Here is a 26,677-nt window from a genome sequence, read left to right as displayed (position 1 = left end):
TTACTATTTAAGTTGATTCATTGTTTTACCGTAATGGGAACGCCGTGAACAGATAGATCCTGGGCTCGCGCACCCCAAGGTTCCGGAATCAACCGAAATGCTTGCCGTTCGCGTAATAGCCGTCTTCCCGATAAACGACAAAAGCGACTTCGACTTCCGCAACGCCAAGCGAAAGAACATGCTTCGTAATCGCCGCCGCGACGCGGTCTCTTGTGTCTTGCCCGCGTTCGAACCAGGCGACTTCGATGAACGGGAACGTCGGAACGGTCTCGCCGCCGAATACGGAAGTCACCTGCAAGCAGTCGATCGTGAAATTATCCGTTCCGCATTCGCAAATGCTCGCCAAATCGTCGATCAATGCCGTGCTGATCGTCCGCATCGCTTCGGCGGATATTCCTTTTACGTTAAGTTGCGGCACCGCAAGAAACCTCCTTCAATGAAGAATGGCACAAAGAAAGGACACCGGGGCTTGTTGCCAAGCCCAAGTGTCCTTCCGCGCAAACGCGAATTCGCGAATTACTTCGCAGCTTCGTAACGTTTGCCGACTTCGTCCCAGTTCACTACGTTCCAGAAAGCGGCGATGTAGTCAGGGCGTTTGTTTTGGTATTTCAGGTAGTACGCATGCTCCCATACGTCCAGACCAAGGATCGGCGTGTCGCCTTCCATGATCGGGCTGTCTTGGTTAGGCAGGCTGTATACTTTCAGCTTGCCGTCTTTGGATACGGCGAGGAACGCCCAGCCGCTGCCGAAACGAGTTGTTGCGGCTTTCGCGAAATCTTCCTTAAATTTATCGAAGCCGCCCAGTTCGCTGGCAATTGCGTCAGCCAGAGCGCCAGTCGGTTGTCCGCCGGCGTTCGGGCCGATCGTTGCCCAGAACAAGGAGTGGTTGGCATGGCCGCCGCCGTTGTTGCGAACGGCGGTGCGGATGCTTTCCGGAACGCTGTTCAGGTCGGCGATCAGATCTTCTACGGATTTGCTTTGCAGCTCAGGAGCGGACTCCAGTGCAGCATTTAAGTTCGTCACATATGTATTATGGTGACGGTCGTGGTGAATCATCATCGTTTGCTCGTCGATGTGCGGCTCAAGCGCGTTGTTCGCGTAAGGCAGAGCTGGTAATTGATGTGCCATTGGTAATATACCTCCCGATAGATATGTAGTTCAACACCATTATTATCACCTATATTCTATAATAAATCAACATGTATGTTTGTAAAGTATTGTCGAATCGATGATCTCTAATGGGTCCTCTTTAAGCATGGAACAATTGGGTGAAAATTATACAACAATCGCCATGTTCCCGGCCTGTCGAACACTTCTAAACCCGACCTGCGGATCGTATAAATTGTGCGGGTCTTTTTCGTTAACGATAAAGAAAGTTTAAGTTCGCTGAAGTTTTAAAGCGAAAGAGAACTTTCTTTACCAAGAATAAACTTCCGCTAATGGGGTCCCCGCAGTAACGCTTCCGATGCCAGTTTGCTACGCAAACTTTTAGTAATCGGAATATGCTGCGAAGCTAAACTTCACTTTGTGGGGTAAAATAGCGGTCGCTCATCCTTGAAGGACTTCGATAGAAGTTTTTCTTATTGTGTTTTTGCTTGAACGTGATATGATAATGGCATAGACATTGTTTATTTAATAAACAAAGTGTGTGGAGGTTATGTAGATGAATCGATACGTTCCGAAGAAGGAAGACCGTTTTACGTTTGGCTTATGGACTTTAGGGAACCCAGGACGCGATCCGTTCGGCTTGCCGGTAAGGGAAGGCTTCTCCCCGGTCGAAATGGTGAAGCTGCTCGGCGAGCTCGGCGCTTACGGCGTCAACTTTCACGACAACGATCTCGTGCCGATCGACGCGACGCAGGCTGAGAAGCAGCGGATCGTAAGCGAATTCCGACAGGCGCTGCAGGAAACCGGCTTGAAGGTGCCGATGGCGACCGTCAGCTTGTTCACGGAGCCGGTATTCCGCGACGGCGCTTTTACCTCGAACGATCCACGGGTACGGGCTTATGCGCTGCAGAAGACGATCGAAGCGATGGACCTCGGGGCCGAGCTTGGCGCCGAAATATTCGTCCTGTGGGGCGGGCGCGAAGGAGCCGAGGTGGATGCCGGACGCGACGCGTGCGACGCGATGAAATGGTACCGCGAGGCCATTAACTATCTATGCGATTACAGCCTCTCGCAGAAGTACGGATACAAATTCGCGCTGGAAGCGAAGCCGAACGAACCGCGAGGCGACATTTATTTGCCGACAACCGGCGCGATGCTCGGCTTGATCGCCACGCTGGACCATCCCGAGATGGTCGGCGTCAACCCGGAGGTCGCTCACGAACGGATGGCCGGCTTGAACTTCTATCACGCCGTAGCACAGGCGTTGGAAGCCGGCAAGCTGTTCCATATCGACCTGAACGATCAGAAGATGGGGCGATTCGACCAAGATTTGCGCTTCGGCTCGGACGGCATCAAGGAAGCGTTTTTCCTCGTCAAGCTGCTGGAGGATTATAACTATAAGGGCATGCTGCACTTCGACGCGCATGCGCTTCGGACCGAAGACCGCGACGGCGTCATCGAATTCGCCAAAGGCAATATGCGCACTTATCTCATTCTTAAAGAAAAAGTACGGCAGTTCAACAACGACGCCGAAATTCAAAGCCTGCTTCAGGAAATTCGCGGCAAGCAGCACGGCATTCCGGGCTTCGACGCCAAATTTTCGGCGGAAAGCCTCGCCGCGCTTCGCGCTCACCGGTTCGACCGGCATGCTATCGCCGCGGAAGGCCTGCAATACGAGAAGCTTGACCAGCTCACCATGGAAATCATACTGGGTGTCAGATAGAGCCGACGGCTGCCTTAGGGCAGCCGATTTTTTTTCTTAACGATAAAGAAAGCTAAGTTCGGTAAAGTTTCTTCGACGAAAGAGCTTCGATCAGAAACTTTTCTTAACGATAAAGAAAGTTTAAGTTCGCTGAAGCATTAAAGCGAAAGAGAACTTTCTTTACCAAGAATAAACTTCCACTGAGTTGGGGTCCCCGCAAAGTAATCGGAATATACTGCGAAGCTAAACTTCACTTTGTGGGGTAGAATAGCGGTCGCTCATCCTTGAAGGACTTCGATAGAAGTTTTTCTTATATACGAAATCGTAGTTCTAAAGTATGATATAAAGTAATGAGTCGACAAATAAGGCCGGGCATCCGACAAGGCGCGGGAAAGCTGAGAAAGCTCCCTATATTTTTTTCGGATTCCTATTTATTGAATGAAAACGCTTGAAATGAAGCGTTTTCAAGAGAAAATTCAAGTTTTTTTAATATTTTTAATGTTTTTTTAATATTTAAGAAGGATTTCCCCGATATTTGTCGAAATTAAGAAATATACAAAAAGATATAAAGTAGAGTCTTCGGATAAGGGAGAGGCTGTAATGTTCGTTCGTTCCTTTCAATTGGCTGATTACAAAGCGGTTACAGAACTGTTCGAGGAAGTTTTGTCGGAGTCTTGTTACGAAGAGACGATGAAAGCATTCGCCAGACAGCTTAAGTGGGATGGGGAGCTTGTTCTCGTAGCGGAAGTAAATAACGAAATCGCTGGCATTATCATTGGAACCATCGATAACAACAAGGGCTACTACTATCGGATCGCCGTTAGTAAGGAGCATCGCGGCATCGGGATCGGCAAAGCATTGATCGAAGGCATGCGTTCGAAATTCGTATCGCGCAAGGTCAGCAAAATTTTGGTTTCCGCCGATCAGCATAATGAACAGGTTTTGCCTTTATACGAGTCTCTTGGATATCAAGCGGGCGACTTCTGGCGTTCGCTGCGTCCGTTAAGCATTGTCACGGGATAAATTGCAATGATTGCACTTCGAAGCATATCTTGAACCGATCGATTCGGACAAGGTATGCTTTTTTATTTTGGATCGGCCGGCCGGCAAGCCGATCATCCTAGTATCGGTCAGACTATGCATATACCTGAACCGTTGTTTTTGCTATAATAAACGTTAACACACTTTTGTCATCGTTAGGGGTAAGGCATGGAACAATATTTGCCGTTTGTCATAAAAAGCTTCAAGCACGACGGCCATTTGCACCGAAAATGGCTCGAAAATTGGCTTGTTCCGCCCGGCCTCGTACGCAAGGAGCATGCCGACGAATCGATGCTCGTGCTCATCAACAGTCAGACGCCGATCCAGGAGTCCGACGGGAAGCAGTGGGTAAGCCGGATTCCGGCCGTTTCTTTTTTCATTCCGAAAATGTGGTTCAACGTAGTTGCTCTCATCGAGGACGCAGGCGTCCGCTATTATTGCAATGTCGCTTCGCCGCCATACCAGAGCGGCAACGTGATTACCTACATCGATTACGATCTGGACGTCATCCGTATGCCCGACGGAAGCATGCATGTCGTCGACCAAGAAGAATACGACCAGCATAAAGTCAACTACCATTATTCGGATATGGTGGACCGCAAAGTTCGGGACGGGCTGGATCTGCTTGTCGAGCGGGTTAAACAGGGCGCAGCCCCGTTTAACGACGAAGCGGTGCGGGCTTATTACGAAGCATGGAAACAACATGAGGCGGAGGTATCCCATGAGCGAGCTGGAGACGAACACGAGCACGGAAAGTAGACGCAAGATCAAACCGCGGAAAGAACGGACGACGTTCAAGTCCGAGCTGTGGGACTGGGTGAAGTCAATCGGAATTGCCGTTGTCGTCGTCCTGTTCCTTCATTATTTTGTCTTTAACTTGTCGAAGGTCGAAGGACACTCGATGCAGCCGACGCTGCTGGAGAAAGAATGGCTGTTCGTCGACAAAATCGTGTATTGGATCGGCGATCCGGAGCGGGGCGACGTTGTCATCTTAAAGGACCCGAGTGAAGGGCCCGACAAAAAAGATTTCCTCGTTAAACGGATTATCGGCTTGCCCGGCGATACGGTGGAAGTTCGCGACAGCAAGCTTTACGTAAACGGAACATTGGAGATCGAGCCCTACACCGATACGGAAATCGCCGACGGGGACGTCGGGCCGGTTGTTGTCGAGGCGGGCCATTATTTCGTCATGGGGGACAACCGTCATGCGTCGGCGAGCAAGGACAGCCGGATCTTCGGCACCGTTTCGAAAGATATGATCAAAGGGCGCGCCGATTTTATATTGTGGCCGATCACGAAGATAAAGGGGCTATAATGCTGTGAAAGAAGTTATGGTATATACGGACGGCGCCTGCTCCGGGAACCCGGGACCGGGCGGCTGGGGCGCCATATTGATGTTCGGCGAGCACCGCAGGGAAATTTCCGGCGGAGAACGGGCGACAACGAACAACCGTATGGAGATCGCAGCCGTCATCGAGGCGCTCAAGCTGCTGAAGGAGCCGTGCAAGGTCAAGGTGTACAGCGACTCGGCTTATGTGGTCAATTGCTTCCAGCAAGGCTGGTATCGCGGGTGGCAGAAGAACGGCTGGAAGAACAGCAAAAATCAGCCGGTTGAAAACCAGGATTTGTGGAAACAATTGCTAGTGCTAATGGAAAAGCATCGGGTCGAATATATCAAAGTCAAAGGCCATAGCGACAACGAGCTGAACAATCATTGCGATTATTTGGCCCGTGAAGCGATCAAAAATTTGTAGCGCATAATGATGAACTGAATATATAAAAGCTGGCTGAGGAGGGATCCTATGCGGACAAGCTATCCAGGAGCCGGATCGGATGCCGATTCGGTGCAAGATTGGCTATCCCTGAAGGAATCGATCAAAATGGCGGCGAAGGAGCTCGGCATCGACAAAATCGGATTTGCGTCGGCCGAGCCTTTTTTGGAGCTGAAGCAAATTTTGCTGAAGCATCGGGAGCAGGGTTTCGAATCCGGCTTCGAGGAACCGGACATCGATAAGCGGATTTACCCGGAGCTGAGCTTCGCGGAGCCGCGATCGATCATCTCGATTGCGGTCGCGTATCCGTCGAAAATGCCGAATCCGCCCAAATCGGAGCCCGGTGCGTATCGGGGCATTATATCGCGTGCCGCATGGGGAGAGGATTACCACCATGTGCTGCGAAACCGGCTGCAGCGGCTCGAAGCTTTCATCAAGGAAAGAGTGCCGGACGCGCGCCTAGAGAGCATGGTCGACACCGGCGTGCTCGTCGACCGTGCGGTGGCGGAACGGGCCGGCATCGGCTGGAGCGGCAAAAACTGCTCCATTATCGCGCCGGAGCTGGGCTCTTGGTTTTTCCTCGGCGAGATGATCACGAATATCCCGTTTCCGCCTGACGTTCCGGTGACGGAGGATTGCGGCGATTGCACGATCTGCATCGATGCATGTCCGACCGGGGCGCTCGTCGGGCCGGGACAGCTGAATTCCAGCCTCTGTATTTCGTTTGCGACGCAAACGAAGGGCTGGCTCGACGACAAGATGAAGGAGAAGATCGGCAACCGGCTGTACGGCTGCGACACGTGCCAAATCGTCTGCCCCAAAAATCGCGGCAAAAACTGGACGCAGCATGAAGAATTTACGCCGGATCCGGAATTGATGAAGCCGTTGCTCATCCCGCTGCTGACGATCGGCAACAAGGAGTACAAGGAGAAATACGGGCGAAGCGCTTCCTCATGGCGCGGGAAGAAGCCGATTCAGCGCAATGCGGTCATCGCGCTCGGCAACTTCAAGGACGCGAGCGCCGTGCCGCATTTGCGCGAGCTGCTTCTGAGCGATCCGCGGCCGGAAATTCGCGGCACGGCGGTATGGTCGCTCGGCAAAATCGGCGGCGAGGAAGCGAGGCAAGCGCTGGAGGCCGCGCTGTCGCGGGAGCAGGACGAGCGGGTGCTTGAGGAGCTGAACAAGACGTTAAGCCGTTTCATTCCGAAATAAAATAAGCTTCAATTCGCTCCTTGAAACGATAATCCAAACATCGATCGCCCGATTTGCCGATAATTTCATTAGAACATTTTGACGGGACAGGGAGAGGCAGCAAATGAGATACGTGCATATCGATTCGGTTGAGCCCGGGCAACAACTGGGACAGACCATCTATTCAAGCAATGGAACAACATTGATTTCAGCGGGTGTTCAGTTGACCGTATACATGATCAATACGCTGAGACGAATCGGTGTGACGATGTTATATATTCAAGACCCTAATTTTGCGGACGTGGAAATTAACGATATTTTGTCCGAAGAAACGAAGCATATGGTGCTCGGCAAAATGTCCGAAACGATGGAAGCGATCCGTTCCGGCAAAGAATTCAATACGAAGTCGATCGGGATCAGCATCGACTACCTGCTGGACGACGTCATGCGGAACAAAGAAGTGCTCGTCCAGCTGTCGGATATCCGGACAACGGACAACGAATCCTATGTCCATGCGATGAACGTCTGCATGATGTCGGTCCTTATCGGTATCAATATGAACTTGAACCAATTGCAATTGAAGGATTTGGCGATCGGCGCCCTGCTGCATGATATCGGCAAGGTAGAGGGCAAAGGAAGCGGAACGGATAAAGCCGGATCGGCGGCTGCGGACAAAAAGTCCGAAGAGACGGCCGGAGAAGCGGGCCAGGCGGGGGACAAGCTGTCGGAGCATACGTGGAGAGGCTTTGAATATTTGAAGCAGAAAAAAGAATTTAACCTGCTGATCGCCCATGTCGCACTGCAGCATCACGAGACGCTCGACGGTCTTGGTTCTCCCCGCAAGCTTGCCGGCGACGAAATTCATTTGTACGCCCGAATCGTCGCCGTAGCCAACATGTTCGACAACCTGTTGTTCGCCGAAACGGACGAGAAGCGGATGCTGCCGCACGAAGCTTGCGAATATATGGTCGCCCTGGCGGAGACGAAGCTTGACCGCGAGGTGCTTATTCAATTCCTGCGGACGGTGTCGATTTACCCGACCGGCATTTCCGTCAAGCTTTCGACCAAGGAGGTTGGCGTCGTCGTCGGCCAGCATCGCGGATTGCCGGGCAGACCGGTCGTTCGTATCGTCAGGAAGGAAGACAGCGACGACATTCAAGTGAAAGAAATCGATCTGGCGACGCATCCTACGCTCTTTATCGACAGCGTTCTTTAAAAAAAGTAAAATAATGGGCACCATTTTATTTGTGTCCTGACGCAGGTCATGCTATTATAAAATCTAAACGAATAAGAACAATTGTGCTGAGGTGGGTCCTAGGTGAACTATATTATTCCGATCATTACACTAATCGTTGGCGCGGTCGGCGGCTTTTTCGGCGGCGTCTATTACTTGCGCAAGCAGATCGAGAAAATGCAAAGCGATCCCGAAATGCTGCAGAAGATGGCAAAACAGATGGGCTACAATATGAACAAGCAGCAGTTGAACAAAGCTCAGCAAATGTTGAAGAACCGCAAACTCAAATAAGGAAAGCCCGAACGAAAACGGTGCAACAGCGTCGCATTCGGATTCGGTGCTGGGGGAGGTAAACCTCATGGCTGGACTCAAGGATTATACGAATGTCCGCGTATCCGAGAATCACGAGCAAATCGAGCATCATATCAGACAAATTCTATCGCTGATCGGCGAAGACGTCGACCGCGAAGGGCTGCTGGAAACGCCGGCCCGCGTCACGCGAATGTACGAGGAAATTTTCGCGGGCTACTCAGTGGACCCGCGCGACGTGCTTGGCGTCACCTTCGACGAGCGTCACGAAGAGCTGGTTATCGTCAAGGACATCGTTTATTACAGCCAATGCGAGCATCATATGGCGCCGTTCTTCGGCAAAGTCCATATCGGGTATATCCCGAGCGGCAAAATCGCCGGGCTGAGCAAATTTGCGCGCCTCGTCGAGGCGATCACCCGCAGACTCCAGGTACAGGAGCGGATTACGTCGGAGATTGCCGATATTATGGACGAGGTATTGAAGCCGCACGGCGTAATGGTCGTCGTGGAAGGCGAGCATCTGTGCATGTGCTCGCGCGGCGTGAAGAAGCCGGGCAGCAAGACAGTCACGTCTGCAGTGCGCGGCACGTTCCGCAAGGACCCGGCTTCCCGGGCGGAATTTCTCGCTTTGCTAAAGCAATAATCCATTCCGCATACTAAAAAAGAGCTTTCACCGCTAGAACGGTAAATGCTCTTAGGACCTGAAAGGCTGTGGATCCACCATGGCGCGCATGAAACAAATAAGCTAAATCAAGCGAACCCACCGTAGGCGCCAACCTTAAGCGGTGGGTTTTCGCTTGTTACGAAACTTACGACGTGCCCAGCGATAGAGCTTCGTGCCGTATCGTCGGTTTGGTACTGGAGCGATAAGGAAGCTATCGTAATTAACTGCCAGTTTGTCGCAAAAGATGAACGGCTAGGAAGCCAAAGCGACGGCCCCATGCTGCGGCAGCTGCAGCTCGTGCAGAAACCCGAGCGTTCGCTGCAAGTATTCTTTGCGGTGCACCTGGAAGATCAACTCGTGAAGCCCGCCCGGCACAAGCCAAAATTGCGATTCGGGATTGCCTGACTGCTCTTTGGCGATTTCTTCGGCGATTTCGTAAGGCGCTCTTGCATCGTCCGTGCCGTGAATCATAAAGATCGGCATCCGGTAGTGCGTCGATTTGACTTCCTGGTACGGGATTTGATCCAGGTTGGTGCCGTTCAATATCGGGAAAAACGACCGAACGAGAGCAAGCGAAGGGAAACGAGGCAAATCGATTTCTTGCTTGATGTTATGGTACAGCGTATCCGGCTCCAGCAGAAACGTGCTGTCGAGAATCATGCCGTCGATGTCGTTCGTCTGCAGCGCTGCTTGCAGCGCCGTTCCCGCGCCCATCGAAAATCCCCATATATATACTTTGCCGGCACCGCGCTGCTTGACGAAGTCGATGGCGCCAAGCAGTTGCTGGGCCTCTTCTTTGCCGCCGGTTACCGTTTGCTTATTGTTGGTAGATGCAAATCCGTAATCGAACATGAGCACATTGTAATTTTGCTTATGCATCGTATCGGCCAGATCGTACATCGGAACCCATACTTCCTCGCGGTTCGCTCCGTAGCCGTGGCTGAATATGACCGTGCTCGCGGAGTCGGCGGGAATGTACCAGCCGTCGACGTTCGTCCTGCCGCTTTTGCTGGCAAAAGTCACATCCTCGTAATGCAAGCCCTTGGCCAGCATCGGATTGGAAGTGAGCGCGGCGACGTTCGGGTTCATGAGAACCCATGCGATATAAGCGTGCAAGAGCAGGAAGGAACTGATCAGCAGCAAGATCAAAGAAATGACGATCCCGAACACAATATGTTTTTTGGCGATCCGTCGACGTATTATTGGTTTGGCAGCGTTTTCAATTCCAGCTTGCTGCAATGTTATTGGAGACAGGGATGTCGTTTCCATGAGGGGTCCCTCCTGCGATTTTCTTAAATATAAGCTTGCTTCTGATCGAAGCCTTTACGACGAGGATACATTCATGACTTAGAGGAGCTTCACTCTACGCTTAGCTTATATTCCTCGGCAAACGAACGCGCCGATTCGGACGACGCCGGTCGTTTAACCTCGGGGTGTAAGTTGTGTATGCTTCGTACGGGATATGTTCAATTGGCCTTCATATGTTTGGGGAGAATCATTTTGTTATTCGTAACTTAATACTAAGGGGCAGAGGAATCTACGTCAATTGTCCTAGATCAAATGTAATGAGAATGTAACGATCCTGTAATTCGTGCAATGTGCTTGTCAAATTTCGCAATCGAATGTCATCGAAAAACGAATCGGCAATTGAATATCGCTTTACGCTGGGGGACGGTTCATGTATACTGGTATTTAGTTTTGTTTCATTACATGAAACTGATTCTTGTTCACGAAAGGACGTGCCAACCGATGGAGGATCAGAAATTAACGGTTCGAGCGGTCGAGCGAGCCCTTGATATATTGCTGTGTTTTACGACGGACACGGAGCTCGGATTAACCGAAATTGCCGGCAAGGTTGCGCTGCATAAAAGTACCGTGCACAGGCTGCTGGCGTCGCTGGAAGGCAGAGGCTTCGTCATACGCGATGCCGCAACGGACAAATACCGGCTCGGCTTCCGTATCTGGGAGCTGTCGGCGAACATGTCGCAAGCGGACGACCCGGCTGCGATCCTGCTGCCGGAGATGGAGCTGCTGCGCGATGCGATCGGCGAAACGATCAGCCTGTACCTGCGCGACGGCAAGGAGCGGATTCGCATCCAAGCGGTGCAGAGCAATCAGGCGATACGCCGCGTCGCTCCGGTCGGCGCCCGGCTGCCGATTTACGTCGGCGCGTCGAGCAAGGTGCTCCTCGCTTTTGCCGAGGAGGACGTGCGGCGGGCGATCCTCGACGATCCGGCATGGCCTGCGACAATCGATCGCAAAGCCTACGCCGATCAGCTGGAGGACATTCGCCGATTAGGGTACGCAACCAGCATCGAAGAGCGCGAGGCGGGGGCGACTGCAGTGTCGGCTCCGATTTACGGCCGCTCGCACAAGCTCGTTGCGGCGTTGTCCGTTTCCGGACCGTCCAACCGCTGGACGCTGGAAAAAATGCGCGAGCATGCGCCGGCGATTATGGAAGCGGCTAACCGGATGGGGAAAATGCTGAAATAGCGGTTGAAGGAAGCTTTGAACCTTTAGCCGAAGAAAACAACCGAAGCCGGCCTCTTGCAACAACGGGCGAACTGGTGTATGGTAAAAAAGAATTTCATACGTTTGATACGGGGGCTTGATGAAGTCAGGCTGAGATTGCGGCCGTATGCCGCTGACCGTTGATCTGATCTGGATAATGCCAGCGGAGAGAATCAGCTTAACTGACAGCCGAAGCGCGTCAAGCGCATAAGCGGGAACAGTGTACGCGAAAACACGTATTGCGGGGCGACATATTGCGTTTTTGCATGAACCAAACGTTTATTCTTGCATGCGCAAATGCGATCCCGCGACGGTTTGTTCGCGCCACAAAGCCGATACCTTCCGGGTATCGGCTTTTTGTGTTCAAGCATAAGGCGCCACACGCGTGTAAGCGAATGTGCCAGCCTCTGCGTCGCGAAGCGCTCATCATTGCCGCCTTCGGCTGCGGATCCGCCTCGCATTACGGACGGAGCGTAGATTTCAATACACCGTTCAGGAGGAATTTGTAGATGACATCCCGACAAAGCCAACAAACCGAACAAAGCCAACAAACCTTGGCAACCGCTTTTCCCGCAAGCTCCAAAGTGTACATCGAAGGTTCGCGACCCGATATTCGCGTTCCGATGCGCGAAATTTCGCTGCACCCGACGGTAACGCCAAGCGGGGATAAGATCGTGAACGAGCCAGTACGCGTATACGATACGAGCGGCTTGTACACCGACCCGAGTCATACGGTCGATGTCCGGGCGGGACTGCCGCCGCTGCGCAGCGCCTGGATCGCCGTACGCGGCGACGTTGAGCCGTATGCCGGCCGCGACGTTCGGCCGGAGGACAACGGCTACGCCTCGGACGATTCGCTTGAGGCGGCGAAGGCCGAGCGGTTCCCGCATGTGCGCAGCTACCCGCTGCGCGCGCGGGCCGGGCGCAACGTGACGCAGCTCCATTACGCGCGGCGCGGCATCATTACGCCGGAGATGGAGTTCATCGCCATTCGCGAGGGCTTGTCCCCGGAATTCGTCCGTGACGAGGTGGCGAGCGGCCGGGCGATTATCCCGGCGAACATCAACCACCCGGAAAGCGAGCCGATGATTATCGGGCGGGGCTTTCATGTGAAAATCAACGCCAATATCGGCAATTCCGCCGTGACGTCCTCGATCGAGGAGGAGGTCGAGAAGATGACGTGGGCGACGCATTGGGGCGCGGATACGATCATGGACTTGTCGACCGGCAAGCACATCCATACGACACGCGAATGGATCATCCGCAATTCACCGGTTCCGGTCGGCACGGTGCCGCTGTATCAGGCGCTGGAGAAGGTCAAGGGCCGCGCCGAGGACCTGACATGGGAAATTTACCGCGACACGCTGATCGAGCAGGCGGAACAAGGCGTCGACTACTTCACGATCCATGCCGGTTTGCTGCTGCGGTACATACCGATGACCGTCAAGCGGGTAACCGGCATCGTGTCGCGTGGCGGATCGATTATGGCGGCATGGTGCCTGGCGCATCATCGGGAGAACTTCTTATATACGCATTTCGAAGAAATATGCGAAATCATGAAAACCTACGACATCGCCTTTTCGCTCGGCGACGGCTTGCGTCCGGGATCGATCGCCGACGCGAACGACGAGGCGCAATTCGCGGAGCTGGAGACGCTCGGCGAGCTGACGCAAATTGCCTGGAAGCACGACGTGCAGGTCATGATCGAGGGACCGGGGCATGTGCCGATGCACAAAATCAAGGAAAACGTCGAGCTGCAGCAGCGGATTTGCAGCGATGCGCCGTTCTACACGCTGGGGCCGCTGACGACGGACATCGCGCCTGGCTACGATCACATCACGTCGGCCATCGGGGCGGCGATGATCGGCTGGTTCGGCACGGCGATGCTGTGCTACGTAACGCCGAAGGAGCACCTCGGGCTGCCGAACAAAAACGATGTGCGCGAAGGCGTCATCGCTTACAAGATCGCCGCCCATGCCGCCGACTTGGCCAAAGGCCATCCGCGCGCGCAGCAGCGGGACGACGCGCTCTCGAAGGCGCGGTTCGAGTTTCGCTGGCTCGACCAGTTCAACCTGTCGCTCGATCCGCACCGGGCGATGGAATATCATGATGAAACGCTGCCAGCCGAAGGGGCGAAGACAGCGCATTTTTGCTCCATGTGCGGCCCGAAATTTTGCAGCATGAAAATTTCCCACGAGCTGCGCGAATATGCGGGTGCTGCCGGAATGGAGCCGGAGCTGTCGATTGAAGCGGGGCTCGCGGACAAAGCGAGGGAGTACCGCGAAGCAAGCGGCCGGTAAACCGATAACTGGGCGTGAAAACCGAGATCGATGTGGAGTAACGCCGGATCCGGACATGCCGATGCATCCGGTATCATTCTCACAATAAAAACCCTGGTTCCAAGGCGAAGGCCTGCGAGCCAGGGTTTTGACCTGAATGCGGATTCCGTACCGTGCACTGTTGACATAAGCGTTTTTCAATGAAACTTAACTTAACGACCTCCCATTGGGTGATGGTAGTGATGATGGAAATGATGGTGAATAAAATGCGGATGTGTTGGAGCTTGCAAAGGATGGAAATGATGATGCCCGGGATGGTGAACATGATGGTGATCGGTATGATGACTGTAAGTGTGCATATGAGGTTCTCTTTGCTGCGATTGGTCGAATAAACCTCCGGTTTGTTGTTGGGCGAATAAATGATCTTGAGTCATGAATAAACTCCTTTCTTTTTATAAATCACACCATATTATGCAGTTAGGTGCGGAAAGGCACTTGACCATAACCTTCTCTCTATAAAATGGGCTTGGCTGCCGAAACGTTCGGCATCAACGGCATCTTGTCTATCATAAAAATTTTGTGCATGTACTGAACTTTTTGTTCCCTCCGTCCGTACTATCAACAGCAACGAAGCGATATACGAGGGGGAAGTACGATGCAAACGCCTTTTATTGATGTAAGGCATGTGGCCAAAAGCTATGGGCAGCAGCAGGTGCTGCGAGACGTAACGTTTACGTTAAACCGTGGAGATATTATCGGATTGCTTGGTCCGAACGGCTCGGGCAAAACGACAATCGTTCGTTTGTTGAACGGAGTCATTCGTCCCGATCAAGGAACGATCAGCGTAGACGGCTACGATCCTGCGAAGGACGGGGATGCGATTCGCCGCCTGAGCGGTATCGTTACCGAAGGAGCGGGCCTTTACCATGACCTAAGCGGTCTTGACAATTTGCTCTTTTTTGCTGAGATCTACGACTGCCTGAATGAGATGAGAATTCGCGAGCTGCTGGATTTGTTCGATTTGACTGAGCATCAGCACAAGCGGGTCGGCACGTACAGCACCGGCATGAAAAAACGGCTTGCCTTGGCGAAAGCTTTGCTGCATCGGCCTTCGCTTTTGTTTCTGGACGAACCGACCAACGGGCTCGATCCCGAAGGCATTCAGATGGTGATGCGTTACTTGAAGCAATTGAACGAACAATACGGGACGACGATTTTTTTATGCTCCCACGTGCTTCACCAAATGGAAGACGTATGCGATACGTACATGTTTCTTGAAAATGGCAGCATGATCGAACAAGGTACGCTGAAGGAGCTGGAAAACAAATACGTAAACCGCATCAGCCTGCGTGTCGAAACGGGACTGCAGCTGCAAGGAGGCGTTTATGCCGGGTTCGCCGCGAAACGGATCTCCGGCGAACATATTTTGTTCGAGCTGCCTTCCAAAGAGGAGATCTCGGTTCTGCTGCAAAAACTGCTAAACGAGACTTGGGTTCATTCGGCTGCAATCGTGAACCGCGATCTGGAATCGATTTATTTTCAAGTGAGGGGGAACAGGCGATGAATATCCGCATCATTCGGGCGGTTGCCAAAAAAGACATCCGTTCCATAACGTCCAATCCCCAAGTATGGCTTGGGCTCGTCCTGCTGCCGCTGCTGTTCGGGATCGTGCTTCCAGCCATTGTCATCATCGTGGCCAAATCGATGTCCGGATCGCCGGATCAATCGATCGTCCACTTGTTAACGAAGCTTATCGACAGCTTTCCGGACGAAGCCGCCAAACAATCGCTTCAGCGGATGCCCGACTTTACGCATCAGGCCATTTATTTGTTCGTCAACTATTTATTATGTACGTTTTTCTTGCTCATCCCGGTCATTAACGCGCTGATGATCGCCATCAACAGCTTTGTGGGCGAAAAGGAACGCCGCACGCTGGAAAGCTTGCTCTATGCGCCGCTGGAAATCAAGGATTTGTTTCTGGGCAAAGTGATGGCTGCGTTTATCCCGTCTTATGTAATTACGTTGATCGGTTTCGTGTTGTGCGGCGTCACCGTCAATGCATTGACCTATTCGATGTTTGACCGGATCATATTCCCGAACTGGCAATGGGCGGTTCTGCTTGTCTGGGTTATCCCGGCCTTTACGCTGCTTACGATTCTGGTCAGTGTTTTCGTATCCGCACGGACGAAAGGTTTTCAGGAAGCGCAGCAAATCGGCGGCATTGTCATACTGCCGATCATAGCGATGATTATCACGCAGGTAACCGGAGTCGTCTTGATCAGCACCTTCGTTTTATGGCTGGTAGGCGGGGGAATATTTATCCTATGCGCTATACTTTTGCGGCAAATCGCCAAGTCCAATCAGCGCGAAGTTTTGTTCGAGCGACAGGTCCATTAATTTAAAAGCCGGAATGCGGATGGATGGGTCAAAACGACTTAGATTAAACTTTCCATTGAGATGGAGCCGAAGGGCGGCTACGCTGGTTCATGAGGAGTGATGAATCTATGCCGTTTATGGTTGAGCCGTGGCAAGACGATACGAAGCTGTTTACGCTGACTGACGGGTATACGTTGATCGAAGCGGACCCGCAGGAGTGGGGCGTCTATTATTCGGTTTATTACAATATGGAGTATAACGGGTTTTTTCGGGATCAAGGGCTGACAATGGAGCATTGGCGGAGGAAATTCTGGATATGCCGCGGAGACAGCCGGATCGGCGGTGTCGTTGTGGCCCCGAATGTTATTTTCGGCTTGTTCTTTATTCCGCCTTTCCGCGAGGAAGCTGCTGTCGTTCGCTTGCTGAAGCAGCTGCTGCTTGCGTGGTCCGATCGGGGAAAGCGCATTACAGCTTACGAAATATTGCCGGATCAGCTGGATTGGTTCGCGCAGGCGGGATTTTGGCCGGGCGCGTTCCGCTGCCGATGGATGCAGCGTCCGACGGAGCGTCTGCAGGCGGCTTGGGGGGACGACGTCGCCGTCATTTCGCCGCGGCTCGCAGACGGTCCGAAAAGCGAAGAGAAGGACAAGGCTGAGCTCATCGATGCAGAAACGATCGGCTTGCTGCTGTATGAAGGCTTCAAGAACGGGATCGATGCCGACCGGCGAGATCAACGGACTGCAGCATTCAACCTTGAAGATGTGCGGCATTATTCGGCGCAATGCAACGATGAGACGCTTGCGGCATCAACGCTTGTATATGATCGGGCGACGAACGAATTGATCGGCGTTTGTTTGGTATCGTGGGAGGGCACGTTTCCGGCGGTTTATTCCATCGCGGTTCATCCGGCGCACCGGCGAAGAAGGATTGCGACGAACATGCTGAAGCGAGCTTTAAGCGTCTTGCATGGCCGCCATCCGATTCTGCGACTGTATGTAATGCAAGGCAACGAAGCGGAAGCGGCGTATGCCTCCCTTGGCTTTAAGCAAGGGGTGCTGGAAGCGCAGCATTGTTATATCCCGCCGTTGCAACCGGAGGAGGCACGCGCCGCAAATGAATAATGAAACGAATTCGACGCGGTACGACAACCTGGCCCTGACGGCGATACGGCAATATGACGTGCCGGAGCCTCAGCTCACATGGATCGGGGAGTCTGAAAATATTACATATCGCATCGATACGGCGGACAACCGTCGTTACCTGCTACGGCTCCACAAGCCGGAGAACCGGATAATGGAGGGCATTCGCTCCGAGCTGTTATGGCTTGAGGCGATCCGCCGCGATACGGAGCTTGCCGTGCCGACTGGGGTGCCGAACCGAGACGGCTCGTTCGTAACGGAGGTTACCGCTGCTAACTGCGGCGAAATAGGGGAGAAGCCGTATTTTGCCACTCTGATGAACTGGATTGAGGGCGAATTCGACCGCCACGGCATAAGCGTGGAGCGAGCATATCAGGTAGGCGTTCTGATGGGCAAGCTTCACCTGCATTCCAAACGGTTCGCGCTTCCCGAACGGTTCACCGCCCCGATGTGGGATGAGGTTTCGCTCGCCAAGGCGTTTGAGCAGCTCCGCGCGTATGCGTCGGTATTGTACACGCCGGACGAGTTTGCCGTGCTTGAGCAAGCGGCCGACAAGACGACCCGGACGATCGCCGGCTTGCCGAGAACTTCAGATTCGTTTGGATTAATTCATTCCGATTTCCACGACGACAACTATTTGTTCGATGGCGACGAAGCTCGAATCATCGACTTCTCCCGTTTCGGCTTTGGCTTCTACATGCACGATATCGCCCAAATGACGTTTGGCCTGCATATCGAGCAGCGCATCTCGTTTGTCGAGGGCTATCGGGCCGTATGTTCGATTGCCGATATGAAGACCGCCACCAAGGAAGTCGAAACTTTTTTTGTCATGTGCTGCTTGGAGAACGTAAGCTTCCATGCGCCGAATCCGAAAGAAACGGCAAATATTCTCAATCAAAAAGGGTACATGATTCAGCTGTTCAACCGTTATTTGAACGACGAACCGTTTGTATTCACGAGAATTTAGCCTGTAAAAAAAAGCAAAAACCCGGGCGGGAACCTCGTCATCATGACGAAGGCTCCGCGCCCGGGTTTCTTTATGACTTCATTTCATTATTGGTTGGCGATCATTTGACGAAGAACGGTTTGCAGAATACCGCCGTTATGGTAGTAGTCCACGTCAACCATGCTGTCCAGACGAGCGGCAACGGAGAATTCCAGCTTGCTGCCGTCTTCGCGGGTTGCCGTTACTTGCAGCTTTTGACCCGGTTGAACGTCGTTGCTGAGGCCAACGATGTCGATCGTTTCGCGCCCGGTGAGGCCAAGCGATTTCCAGCTTTGGCCGTCCGTGAATTGCAGCGGCAGGACGCCCATGCCGACGAGGTTGGAGCGGTGAATCCGCTCGAAGCTTTCGGCGATGACGGCTTTGACGCCGAGCAGGAACGTTCCTTTGGCCGCCCAGTCGCGGGAGCTGCCTGTTCCGTATTCTTTGCCAGCGATAACGACAAGGTTTTTGCCTTGGTCTTGATATTTCATCGACGCGTCGTAAATCGACATGACTTCGCCGTTCGGCAGGTAAGTCGTTACGCCGCCTTCGGTTCCAGGCGCCACTTGGTTGCGGATGCGGATGTTTGCGAACGTGCCGCGCATCATCACTTCGTGGTTGCCGCGACGGGAGCCGTAGGAGTTGAAGTCTTCTTTCTTCACGCCATGCTCGATCAAATATTTGCCCGCAGGGCTGTCCGTCTTAATGTTGCCTGCCGGCGAAATATGGTCCGTCGTTACGGAATCGCCAAGCAATGCCAGAATGTTCGCACCGCGGACGTCGGCGATATCCGTAAGTCCTGCGCCAAGGTTCGAGAAGAACGGCGGGTTCTGGATATACGTCGAGTTCGAGTCCCACTCGTACAGCTCGCCTTCCGCTACCGGAATGTTGTTCCAACGCTCGTTTTGCGTAAATACGTTTTCGTATTTCGCGCGGAACATATCCGGAGACAGTGCCGAAGCCATCGCTTCGCTGATTTCTTGCGAAGTAGGCCAGATGTCTTTCAGGTATACCGGGTTGTTGCTTCCGTCATAGCCGATAGGCTCGTTCGCCAGGTCGATGTTCACCGTTCCGGCAAGCGCGTAAGCTACAACAAGCGGCGGCGAAGCCAGGTAGTTCGCTTTAACTTGAGCATGAACGCGGCCTTCGAAGTTCCGGTTGCCGGACAATACGGCGGCAACGGTCATGTCGTTGTCGGCGATCGCTTTGCTCACTTCGTCAGGCAATGGACCGCTGTTTCCGATACATGTTCCGCAGCCGTAGCCCGTAACGTGGAAGCCAAGCGCTTCAAGCGGTTCGATCAGGTTTGCTTTGGTCAAGTAGTCGGTAACGACGAGGGAGCCCGGCGTCAAGCTGCTTTTCACGTAAGCCGGTTTTTTCAGCCCGCGCTCAACCGCTTTTTTGGCGACGAGTCCGGCACCGATCATGACGCTTGGGTTCGACGTATTCGTACAGCTGGTGATCGCCGCGATCACGACAGCGCCAGTGCCAAGCTTCGTCGTTTCGCCGCTTGGGTGCTTCACTTCCGTCGTTTGCGCGATTTTGTCTTCGCTGAGGCCATAGCCGCCTTTGTCGATCGGGTTACGCAGAATCGTGTTGAACGATTCCTTCATCGCCGTCAGCTCAACGCGGTCTTGCGGACGTTTCGGACCTGCAAGGCTCGATACGATCGTCGACAAGTCAAGCTCGATGACGTCGGTGAAGACAGGGTCCGGCGTTTCGTCGGTACGGAACATGCCTTGCGCTTTGTAATAAGCTTCGACGAGCGCGATTTGATCTTCGTTGCGTCCTGTCAGGCGCATATAGTTGAGCGTTTCGCTGTCGACAGGGAAAAATCCGATCGTAGCGCCGTATTCCGGTGCCATGTTGGCAACCGTCGCACGGTCGGCCAGACTGATGTTGCTCAGGCCGGAACCGAAAAACTCGACGAATTTGCCGACAACGCCTTTTTTACGCAGGATTTGCGTAACGGTCAATGCCAGGTCGGTCGCTGTCGCGCCTTCGGCCAGTTTGCCCGTCAGCTTGAAGCCGATGACTTCAGGCGTTACGAAGTATAACGGTTGTCCGAGCATGCCGGCTTCCGCCTCGATGCCACCGACGCCCCAGCCCACAACGCCAAGACCGTTGATCATCGTCGTATGGGAGTCCGTGCCGACGAGCGAGTCCGGGTAAACTTCCGTGATGCCGTCCGATGTTTTCGTAGCTGCTACCGATGCCAGATACTCCAAGTTGACTTGGTGAACGATACCGGTCGCCGGAGGTACGGCACGGAAATTATCGAATGCCGTTTGCGCCCAGCGCAGGAAACGGTAGCGCTCTTCGTTGCGCTGGAATTCCAATTTCATATTATATTCGAGTGCGTCCGGCGAACCGAAAGCGTCAATCATGACAGAGTGGTCGATAACAAGGTCAACCGGAACGAGCGGGTTGATCTTCTTCGGATCTCCGCCTGCTTGTTTGACGGTATCACGCATAGCTGCGAGGTCAACGACGACAGGTACGCCGGTAAAGTCTTGAAGCACGATACGGGCAGGGATAAACGGAATTTCTTTGTTGCTGTCGAGCCCTTCCGCCCATCCAGCGATTTGCTTCACATGCTCTTGCGTAATCGCGCGTCCGTCGAATTGACGAACAGCCGCTTCAAGCAGTACGCGAATGGAGAAAGGAAGCTTCGAAACGCTGCCCAGTCCTTGCTCCTCCAGCCCTTGCAGCCGGTAGTACTGATACGTTTTGCCGCCGGACGTAAGCTCCGTGCGGACTTGGAAATGGTCTTTCTTAGCCATCATAACCGCCTCCTTCATCAAACTGAACCAAAAAAGTTTAGGTTTAGTTTCAACTAGTGAAACTAAATTTCACAAAAACTTCATACTCTAAGTATACCTTTATCCGCTTTCGCCGTAAAGTGCTTTTTCGCTCATTTTTACTGGGCATTCGTCATATACTGAATCAACTTTATGCGCGCATTTGCGAAACGGAGGGAAAGGGATGCTGAACGAATGGAAATCAACGCTTAACGAGTACATTCAGCGCCGCAACGGAACGGAAGCGCTGCAGCCTTCGCATTCGCTGCTATCGTTCGTGGCCGACCCGACCTATGCGAGCAAAATGCAAGAACGGCTGAGGCTATTGCGAGATTGGTACAATGAAAGAAATTCCGTGCCTGTGCGCAGCGAAACACGCGCCAGGCTGGTCCGTTCCGCCTTTGACGAACAAGGGGCGTTCGTCGATCTGGAACTGGCGATTCAACTGACGTACGATAAAAAATCGGTTCGCTACACCGAAGAGCGCAAAGAGCGCGAGCGCATTACGCTCATGAAAAACGGCACCCGCTGGGTCATCGTCCGCATTGAGCCGATCGTCCCGGAAAAAGGCGTTGCCGCTTTTCGAATGTACGGACATACCCATACCGAACAATTGCCGGATTTTATCGGGGTGAGTGCCGGCAAGCCTGCTCCCTTCCTGAATCGCGATATGTTGACCGGGTTGTACGGATCGATTCGGCGCGTCAAATACAACAGGGAGCTCGCCGTCATGTACGCGAACCAATGGTGGGACGGAGCGAGCCCCGAATATATCCGATTCGAGGTGGACTGCTCCAACTATGTCTCGCAATGCTTGTTTGCAGGGGGCGTCCCGATGAACTATACTGGTAGAAGGGAAGCCGGCTGGTGGTACAAGGGCCGGTACAAAAACCAGGAGCTTTGGAGCTTCAGCTGGGCTGTTGCCAATAGTTTGCAGCTGTATTTGGGCATGGGCGGCAAATCGCATCTGCGGGCCACGGCGGTTGACTCCGCGCGCGAATTAAGGCCCGGCGATGTCATTTGCTACGACTGGGACGGCGACAACCGTTACGAGCATAGCACGTTCGTAACGGCGCTTGACGCGGACGGCATGCCGCTCGTCAACGCGCACACGACGGACAGCAAGCACCGGTATTGGGATTATCGCGATTCTTATGCGTGGACCCCGTATACGCAGTACCGTTTGTTTCATATTGCCGACGAAATGTAATGAGTCATCCAATCATTTTTATTCGGTTTACGAACATGCCTAATCAGACGGCTCCGGCCGTTTATCCTTACCTATACTAGGATGCGGCTCCGGCCGGTGAATTATACTTTTTCGGAGGTTGCTCATGACAGATAAAGTGCGAGTTGGATTAGTATATGGAGGAAAGTCCGGGGAGCATGAAGTTTCCCTGCAAACCGCGCTTGCGGTCATGAAGGCGTTTGATTACGACAAATACGAAATCATCCCTTTTTACATAACGAAGCACGGCGAATGGCGGTCGGGACCGCAGCTCGCCGCGCCTGCGGACAATATCGGCATGCTGCAATTCCAGCCCGATGCCCAGCCGGACGGCAGCGCGGGACAGACGGCGCTTGCTCCTCTGTTCGCGGGACTGGCGCCATCGGCGCAGCAAGGCGGCGGGCGGACGATTGACGTCATTTTCCCATTGCTGCACGGCACGTTTGGCGAAGACGGTACGATTCAGGGCATGCTGGAAATGGCGAATATTCCGTATGTCGGGGCGGGCGTGCTTGCGTCCGCCGTCGGCATGGACAAAGTCATGATGAAAAAAGCGTTCGCCCAAGAAGGGTTGCCGCAGTGCATATACCGGTACTTTACGCGGAAGCAGTGGGAGAAGGATCGGCCGTTTTTCCTGATGGAAATCGAAGTGTCGATCGGATATCCTTGCTTCGTGAAACCGGCGAATCTCGGTTCCAGCGTCGGCGTATCGAAAGCGCGCAACCGCGAGGAGCTGATCGAAGCGGTGAACTACGCGCTCCGTTTCGATCGCAAAGTCATCGTCGAAGAGTTCGTCGAAGCGCGGGAAATCGAAGTGAGCGTGCTCGGAAACGACGAGCCGAAAGCTTCCGTGCCGGGAGAAATCGTATCGTCCGGGGAGTTCTACGATTATAAGGCCAAATATATCGACGGCAAGTCGACGATGGTGATCCCCGCGCAAATTCCCGAGGAAACCGCGAAGGAAGCGCGGGAATTGGCAATTCAGGCATTCCAGGCGATCGACGGTTCCGGTTTGTCCCGCGTAGACTTTTTCCTGCGCAAAGGGGACGGCAAGCTGCTGATCAACGAATTGAACACGATGCCGGGCTTCACCCCGTTCAGCATGTATCCGCTGCTCTGGCGGGAGACCGGCGTATCGTACCGAGAGCTGCTTGATACGCTTGTTCAATTGGCTATTGAACGGCATGCGGAGAAGCAAACGATTGACTACGGAAACAACAACTGATTGACACCTGTGAATAGGAGGAGAAGCGATGGGTTTTCAAACCGAGTTTAATTCTGTATGCAAATTCAAATCGGATAGGGAATTGGACGACTTGCTCGAATACGGCCGGGGCAAAATGGTCAAAAGCGGATTCCGCGTTTTTCCGACGGGACAGAAGGTTATCGCGTATTCGCCGGACAACCGGGCGATCGCAATCGTCAAAATCGTCGCTTCCATTGCGGAAATCAATTTCCAAGGCGACGAAGTAACCGAAGTGGAGATGGAGCTTGTCCGCAAGCTGACGGATGAAGAAGCGCGCATTCAAACGGCGCTTGCGTTTGAAATGTTTTTCGGGGAGAATGGACAGGCTTAATGCCTGTCCGAACGTGATAAGCAAGGTCAACATAGGAAAGAGGCAATCATTGGATTGCCTCTTTTCGTTCGATTGCAACGCATCAAGGTTACATACCTTTGACGGGTCCTGTACTTCACCGGATAAAGAACGCCCGACTATAACGGCGCAAGACGGTTCCCATTGGTTCGGCTCGACTTCGAGCGGTTCGGATCCCGCAGCACCGCACATACGCTGCGAAGGTAGATCTCATCGCCGAGATCGATGCCGGCGGGTATCGTTTTCAGCGGAGCGCCGGTTCCGTGCTTGACGGAGATGACGGCATACACCTGAAAGGCGCCGGTTGATCTCCGTTCGATATATTCCGGCTCAAGAATGCCCAGCAGTCGATCGTTCTTGTCGAAGATGGCCATCATGCAAGCTTTGTCGCGATCGTTCGGGTCGCAGGCAAGCTTAGGGCAAGCGACTTGCTTCAGAACGGTCACGCCGACTTCATTCTTGACCTTTTCGAGCATCGCGTTGCAGGCCGTAGTATAAGTCTTGTCGCCCTGGCATACGCAAAACCGCTGCTCGATATATTTGGAGGACTTTCCAAGCTCCTGATCCCCCTTGAAGGCCGGCTCGCAGCGCATGCCTTGCGGACAAGCCCCTTTGCGGCAATCGACCAAATCCAATCCGACCGGTATGAAGGCCCCGGCTTTTTGCTTAAGTTTAACCCGAATCACCGTTTGACATGACATGAGCGCCCCTCCTATAGAGCGAATCGTTTCCTATTTTCCTATTCTATTCATATTCGAGTCTATGACGATTGGTATAGACCTTGACCGTCATAAAGTAGAGTCGGGAAGGACAATATAAACACGATTTTTCGATGCAGGAGGGATACAGCTCATGCTAGTTCGTTTCGGATATGTGGCGATGTCCACGACGGTGGAAAACGCATCGCCGTCGAAGACGATGACCGCCACTCATTTCGTCAAGCTGACGGACCGCGAGGCGGCAATTCGCAAGCTGGAGCGCATAGCGGAGGAAAACTTGCGCAATACGCTGCGGTTGCTGAAGCATAACCGCGCGCACGACATCCGCGTATACCGATTCTCGTCCAAGATCATACCGCTCATCAATCACGCGTATGTGGAAGGATGGGACCCGTATCCTTATCTGGAGCCGACCTTCGCCGAGATCGGTCATTATGTAACGGAGCACGGGATGCGCGTATCGTTCCACCCCGATCATTTTGTCGTGCTCAGCACGCCGAGGGAAGAGGTTCTCCGCAATTCGATCATCGATCTGCGGCACCATGTCCGGATGGCGAAAGCGATGGGACTTGACGAACGGACCAAATGCAATATTCATGTCGGGGGCGCATACGGGGACAAGACAAAGGCCGCGGAGCGTTTCGTATCCAACTTCTCGAAGCTGGAGCCGGAGGTTCGCGATAGGATGACGCTCGAGAACGACGACAAAACGTTTACCGCGGCGGAGACGCTGGACATCTGCGAACGAGTCGGCGTACCGATGGTGCTGGACATTCACCACCATGCCGTCAATCATAACGGCGAGGACGCCGCCGGCCTTTGGCCGCGCATTCTCGCGACATGGACGGCATCTGCGCCGCTGCCGCCGAAAATCCACATGTCCAGCCCGAAGAGCGACACGGACCTGAGAGGACACGCCGACTACGTTGATGCCGACGTGCTGCTAGCGTTTCTTCGATCGGTTGCGGGGGCAACGCCGCAGCTGGATGTCATGTTGGAGGCGAAAATGAAGGATGGCGCCTTGTTCCGGCTGATGGAACAATTCGTGGGCAAGGCGGACGAAGGCGTTGCGGTCATTGACGGGGCTTCCGTGCACATTTCCACTTGAAATCGTATCCAAAATGGGTTACGGTGGACAAGGAGCTATTCGTATTCAAATATGGAAAGCGGGGAATGGGGAAATGAGTTTGTTATTGGAAGGGAAACATATTCTCGTCATGGGTGTCGCCAACGATCGCAGCATCGCATGGGCCATCGCACAATCGCTTGCGGCGCAAGGAGCTCGGTTAGTTTTTACATATGAAAACGAACGGGTCGAGGAGCGGGTGCGCAAGCTGGCCGAGACGATTCCGGATTCTGTCATTTTACCCTGCAACGTAACGGTCGATGAAGAAATCGATACGCTTGCGGCTGCGCTCCGCGAAAAATTCGGCGTGCTTCACGGCCTCGTGCACAGCATCGCCTTCGCCAAAACCGAAGAGCTCGAAGGGCTGTTCGTCGACACGTCCCGCGCGGGCTTCGCCCTTGCGCATGACATCAGCGCGTATTCGCTGGCGGCGGTTGCGCAGCGGGTATACCCGCTCATGACCGAAGGCGGCAGCATTATGACGATGACGTATCTGGGCGCCGAACGCGCGATGAAGAACTACAACGTCATGGGTGTCGCGAAAGCGGCGCTCGAAGCAACGGTTCGTTATTTGGCGAATGACCTTGGCCAATTCAACATTCGCGTCAACGCCATATCTGCAGGCCCGATCCGCACGCTTGCGGCCAAAGGCATCAAAGACTTCAACTCGATTCTGAAGACGGTCGAGGAAAAAGCGCCGCTGCGGCGCACGACGGAAACCGCCGAGGTGGGCGATACGGCGATGTTCCTGATGAGCCATCTGTCACGCGGCATTACCGGCGAAGTCATCTATGTGGATAACGGCTATCATATCGTTGGCGTATAAGAACGAGTACCATATCGATACGAAGCCTCGCGCCTTCCCGGCGCGGGGCTTTTTCTCAGACGAACGACATAA

General features: G+C 53.5%; 26 protein-coding genes and 1 riboswitch. Of the genes, 20 read left to right on the top strand and 6 right to left on the bottom strand.

Annotated elements, in window-relative coordinates; genetic code table 11:
- Positions 1–88 precede the first annotated feature (88 nt).
- Positions 89–418, bottom strand: coding sequence for a DUF1904 family protein (locus tag AC0LWM_RS24315; protein WP_474677595.1), 330 nt, complete (start codon positions 416–418; stop codon positions 89–91).
- Positions 419–516: 98 nt separating this feature from the next.
- Positions 517–1,128 (bottom strand): superoxide dismutase, encoded by a 612-nt coding sequence (locus AC0LWM_RS24310; protein ID WP_474677594.1) that lies wholly within the window; start codon positions 1,126–1,128, stop codon positions 517–519.
- Positions 1,129–1,663: 535 nt separating this feature from the next.
- Between AC0LWM_RS24310 and xylA the strand changes: the two genes are divergently transcribed.
- From xylA to folE, 9 genes are all read left to right on the top strand, one after another.
- Positions 1,664–2,830, top strand: coding sequence for a xylose isomerase (xylA, locus tag AC0LWM_RS24305; protein ID WP_474677593.1), 1,167 nt, complete (start codon positions 1,664–1,666; stop codon positions 2,828–2,830).
- Positions 2,831–3,352: 522 nt separating this feature from the next.
- On the top strand, positions 3,353–3,832 hold the full coding sequence (locus AC0LWM_RS24300; protein WP_474677634.1) for a GNAT family N-acetyltransferase: 480 nt from the start codon (positions 3,353–3,355) through the stop codon (positions 3,830–3,832).
- A gap of 186 nt (positions 3,833–4,018) precedes the next feature.
- The gene (locus AC0LWM_RS24295; RefSeq protein WP_474677592.1) at positions 4,019–4,609 is read left to right on the top strand and encodes a DUF402 domain-containing protein; all 591 of its coding nucleotides are present in this window, start codon (positions 4,019–4,021) and stop codon (positions 4,607–4,609) included.
- Positions 4,572–5,165 (top strand): signal peptidase I, encoded by a 594-nt coding sequence (gene lepB / locus AC0LWM_RS24290; RefSeq protein WP_474677591.1) that lies wholly within the window; start codon positions 4,572–4,574, stop codon positions 5,163–5,165. The genes AC0LWM_RS24295 and lepB overlap by 38 nt, the downstream gene beginning before the upstream one ends.
- Positions 5,166–5,169: 4 nt before the next feature.
- The gene (gene rnhA / locus AC0LWM_RS24285; protein WP_474677590.1) at positions 5,170–5,604 is read left to right on the top strand and encodes a ribonuclease HI; all 435 of its coding nucleotides are present in this window, start codon (positions 5,170–5,172) and stop codon (positions 5,602–5,604) included.
- A 48-nt stretch (positions 5,605–5,652) separates the two neighbouring features.
- Complete coding sequence (gene queG, locus AC0LWM_RS24280) at positions 5,653–6,834, top strand: tRNA epoxyqueuosine(34) reductase QueG (protein WP_474677589.1); 1,182 nt, start codon at positions 5,653–5,655, stop codon at positions 6,832–6,834.
- A gap of 103 nt (positions 6,835–6,937) precedes the next feature.
- Positions 6,938–8,029 (top strand): HD-GYP domain-containing protein, encoded by a 1,092-nt coding sequence (locus AC0LWM_RS24275; protein ID WP_474677588.1) that lies wholly within the window; start codon positions 6,938–6,940, stop codon positions 8,027–8,029.
- A 102-nt stretch (positions 8,030–8,131) separates the two neighbouring features.
- The gene (locus AC0LWM_RS24270) at positions 8,132–8,338 is read left to right on the top strand and encodes a YneF family protein (protein WP_474677587.1); all 207 of its coding nucleotides are present in this window, start codon (positions 8,132–8,134) and stop codon (positions 8,336–8,338) included.
- A gap of 67 nt (positions 8,339–8,405) precedes the next feature.
- Positions 8,406–8,999, top strand: a complete 594-nt coding sequence (folE, locus tag AC0LWM_RS24265; protein ID WP_474677586.1) for a GTP cyclohydrolase I FolE — start codon at positions 8,406–8,408, stop codon at positions 8,997–8,999.
- Between the two features lie 273 nt (positions 9,000–9,272).
- Here folE and AC0LWM_RS24260 read toward each other — a convergent pair whose 3' ends face one another.
- Positions 9,273–10,289, bottom strand: a complete 1,017-nt coding sequence (locus AC0LWM_RS24260; RefSeq protein WP_474677585.1) for an alpha/beta hydrolase — start codon at positions 10,287–10,289, stop codon at positions 9,273–9,275.
- Between the two features lie 480 nt (positions 10,290–10,769).
- On the opposite strand from AC0LWM_RS24260, the gene AC0LWM_RS24255 reads away from it, so the two are divergent.
- Both AC0LWM_RS24255 and thiC read left to right on the top strand, forming a co-directional pair.
- Entirely contained in the window at positions 10,770–11,513 is a 744-nt protein-coding gene (locus tag AC0LWM_RS24255; RefSeq protein ID WP_474677584.1) for an IclR family transcriptional regulator, read from the top strand.
- A 97-nt stretch (positions 11,514–11,610) separates the two neighbouring features.
- Positions 11,611–11,720: riboswitch (TPP riboswitch) on the top strand.
- A 320-nt stretch (positions 11,721–12,040) separates the two neighbouring features.
- On the top strand, positions 12,041–13,831 hold the full coding sequence (thiC, locus tag AC0LWM_RS24250; protein WP_474677583.1) for a phosphomethylpyrimidine synthase ThiC: 1,791 nt from the start codon (positions 12,041–12,043) through the stop codon (positions 13,829–13,831).
- A 191-nt stretch (positions 13,832–14,022) separates the two neighbouring features.
- On the opposite strand, the gene AC0LWM_RS24245 is transcribed toward thiC, so the two are convergent.
- Complete coding sequence (locus AC0LWM_RS24245; RefSeq protein ID WP_474677582.1) at positions 14,023–14,244, bottom strand: hypothetical protein; 222 nt, start codon at positions 14,242–14,244, stop codon at positions 14,023–14,025.
- Between the two features lie 221 nt (positions 14,245–14,465).
- Here AC0LWM_RS24245 and AC0LWM_RS24240 point away from each other — a divergent pair, with 221 nt between their 5' ends.
- The 4 genes from AC0LWM_RS24240 to AC0LWM_RS24225 all read left to right on the top strand — a co-directional run bounded on the left by AC0LWM_RS24240 (position 14,466) and on the right by AC0LWM_RS24225 (position 18,292).
- Positions 14,466–15,374, top strand: coding sequence for an ABC transporter ATP-binding protein (locus AC0LWM_RS24240; protein WP_474677581.1), 909 nt, complete (start codon positions 14,466–14,468; stop codon positions 15,372–15,374).
- Positions 15,371–16,207: an ABC transporter permease subunit gene (locus tag AC0LWM_RS24235; protein ID WP_474677580.1), complete on the top strand. Its 837-nt coding sequence runs from the start codon at positions 15,371–15,373 to the stop codon at positions 16,205–16,207. The genes AC0LWM_RS24240 and AC0LWM_RS24235 overlap by 4 nt, the downstream gene beginning before the upstream one ends.
- A gap of 107 nt (positions 16,208–16,314) precedes the next feature.
- Positions 16,315–17,307: a GNAT family N-acetyltransferase gene (locus tag AC0LWM_RS24230; RefSeq protein ID WP_474677579.1), complete on the top strand. Its 993-nt coding sequence runs from the start codon at positions 16,315–16,317 to the stop codon at positions 17,305–17,307.
- Positions 17,300–18,292: a phosphotransferase enzyme family protein gene (locus AC0LWM_RS24225; protein ID WP_474677578.1), complete on the top strand. Its 993-nt coding sequence runs from the start codon at positions 17,300–17,302 to the stop codon at positions 18,290–18,292. The genes AC0LWM_RS24230 and AC0LWM_RS24225 overlap by 8 nt, the downstream gene beginning before the upstream one ends.
- Positions 18,293–18,378: 86 nt before the next feature.
- Here AC0LWM_RS24225 and acnA read toward each other — a convergent pair whose 3' ends face one another.
- Complete coding sequence (gene acnA / locus AC0LWM_RS24220; RefSeq protein ID WP_474677577.1) at positions 18,379–21,093, bottom strand: aconitate hydratase AcnA; 2,715 nt, start codon at positions 21,091–21,093, stop codon at positions 18,379–18,381.
- Positions 21,094–21,295: 202 nt separating this feature from the next.
- Between acnA and AC0LWM_RS24215 the strand changes: the two genes are divergently transcribed.
- From AC0LWM_RS24215 to AC0LWM_RS24205, 3 genes are all read left to right on the top strand, one after another.
- Positions 21,296–22,321, top strand: a complete 1,026-nt coding sequence (locus AC0LWM_RS24215; RefSeq protein ID WP_474677576.1) for an amidase domain-containing protein — start codon at positions 21,296–21,298, stop codon at positions 22,319–22,321.
- A gap of 124 nt (positions 22,322–22,445) precedes the next feature.
- Entirely contained in the window at positions 22,446–23,564 is a 1,119-nt protein-coding gene (locus AC0LWM_RS24210) for a D-alanine--D-alanine ligase (RefSeq protein WP_474677575.1), read from the top strand.
- Positions 23,565–23,592: 28 nt separating this feature from the next.
- Entirely contained in the window at positions 23,593–23,916 is a 324-nt protein-coding gene (locus AC0LWM_RS24205) for a hypothetical protein (protein WP_474677574.1), read from the top strand.
- A 137-nt stretch (positions 23,917–24,053) separates the two neighbouring features.
- Here AC0LWM_RS24205 and AC0LWM_RS24200 read toward each other — a convergent pair whose 3' ends face one another.
- Positions 24,054–24,635 carry a hypothetical protein gene (locus AC0LWM_RS24200; RefSeq protein ID WP_474677573.1) on the bottom strand — a complete coding sequence of 194 codons (582 nt, stop codon included), beginning with the start codon at positions 24,633–24,635 and terminating at the stop codon, positions 24,054–24,056.
- A 151-nt stretch (positions 24,636–24,786) separates the two neighbouring features.
- Between AC0LWM_RS24200 and uvsE the strand changes: the two genes are divergently transcribed.
- Complete coding sequence (gene uvsE, locus AC0LWM_RS24195) at positions 24,787–25,761, top strand: UV DNA damage repair endonuclease UvsE (protein WP_474677572.1); 975 nt, start codon at positions 24,787–24,789, stop codon at positions 25,759–25,761.
- 73 nt (positions 25,762–25,834) lie between these two features.
- A complete protein-coding gene (fabI, locus tag AC0LWM_RS24190) occupies positions 25,835–26,605 on the top strand; it encodes an enoyl-ACP reductase FabI (protein WP_474677571.1) in 771 nt (256 codons plus the stop codon).
- Positions 26,606–26,677: the final 72 nt, after the last annotated feature.

The sequence above is a fragment of the Paenibacillus sp. sgz302148 genome, from assembly GCF_056120465.1.
The sequence above is the reverse complement of the archived record's forward strand: the minus strand, read 5'-3'. Positions and strand labels throughout refer to the sequence as shown.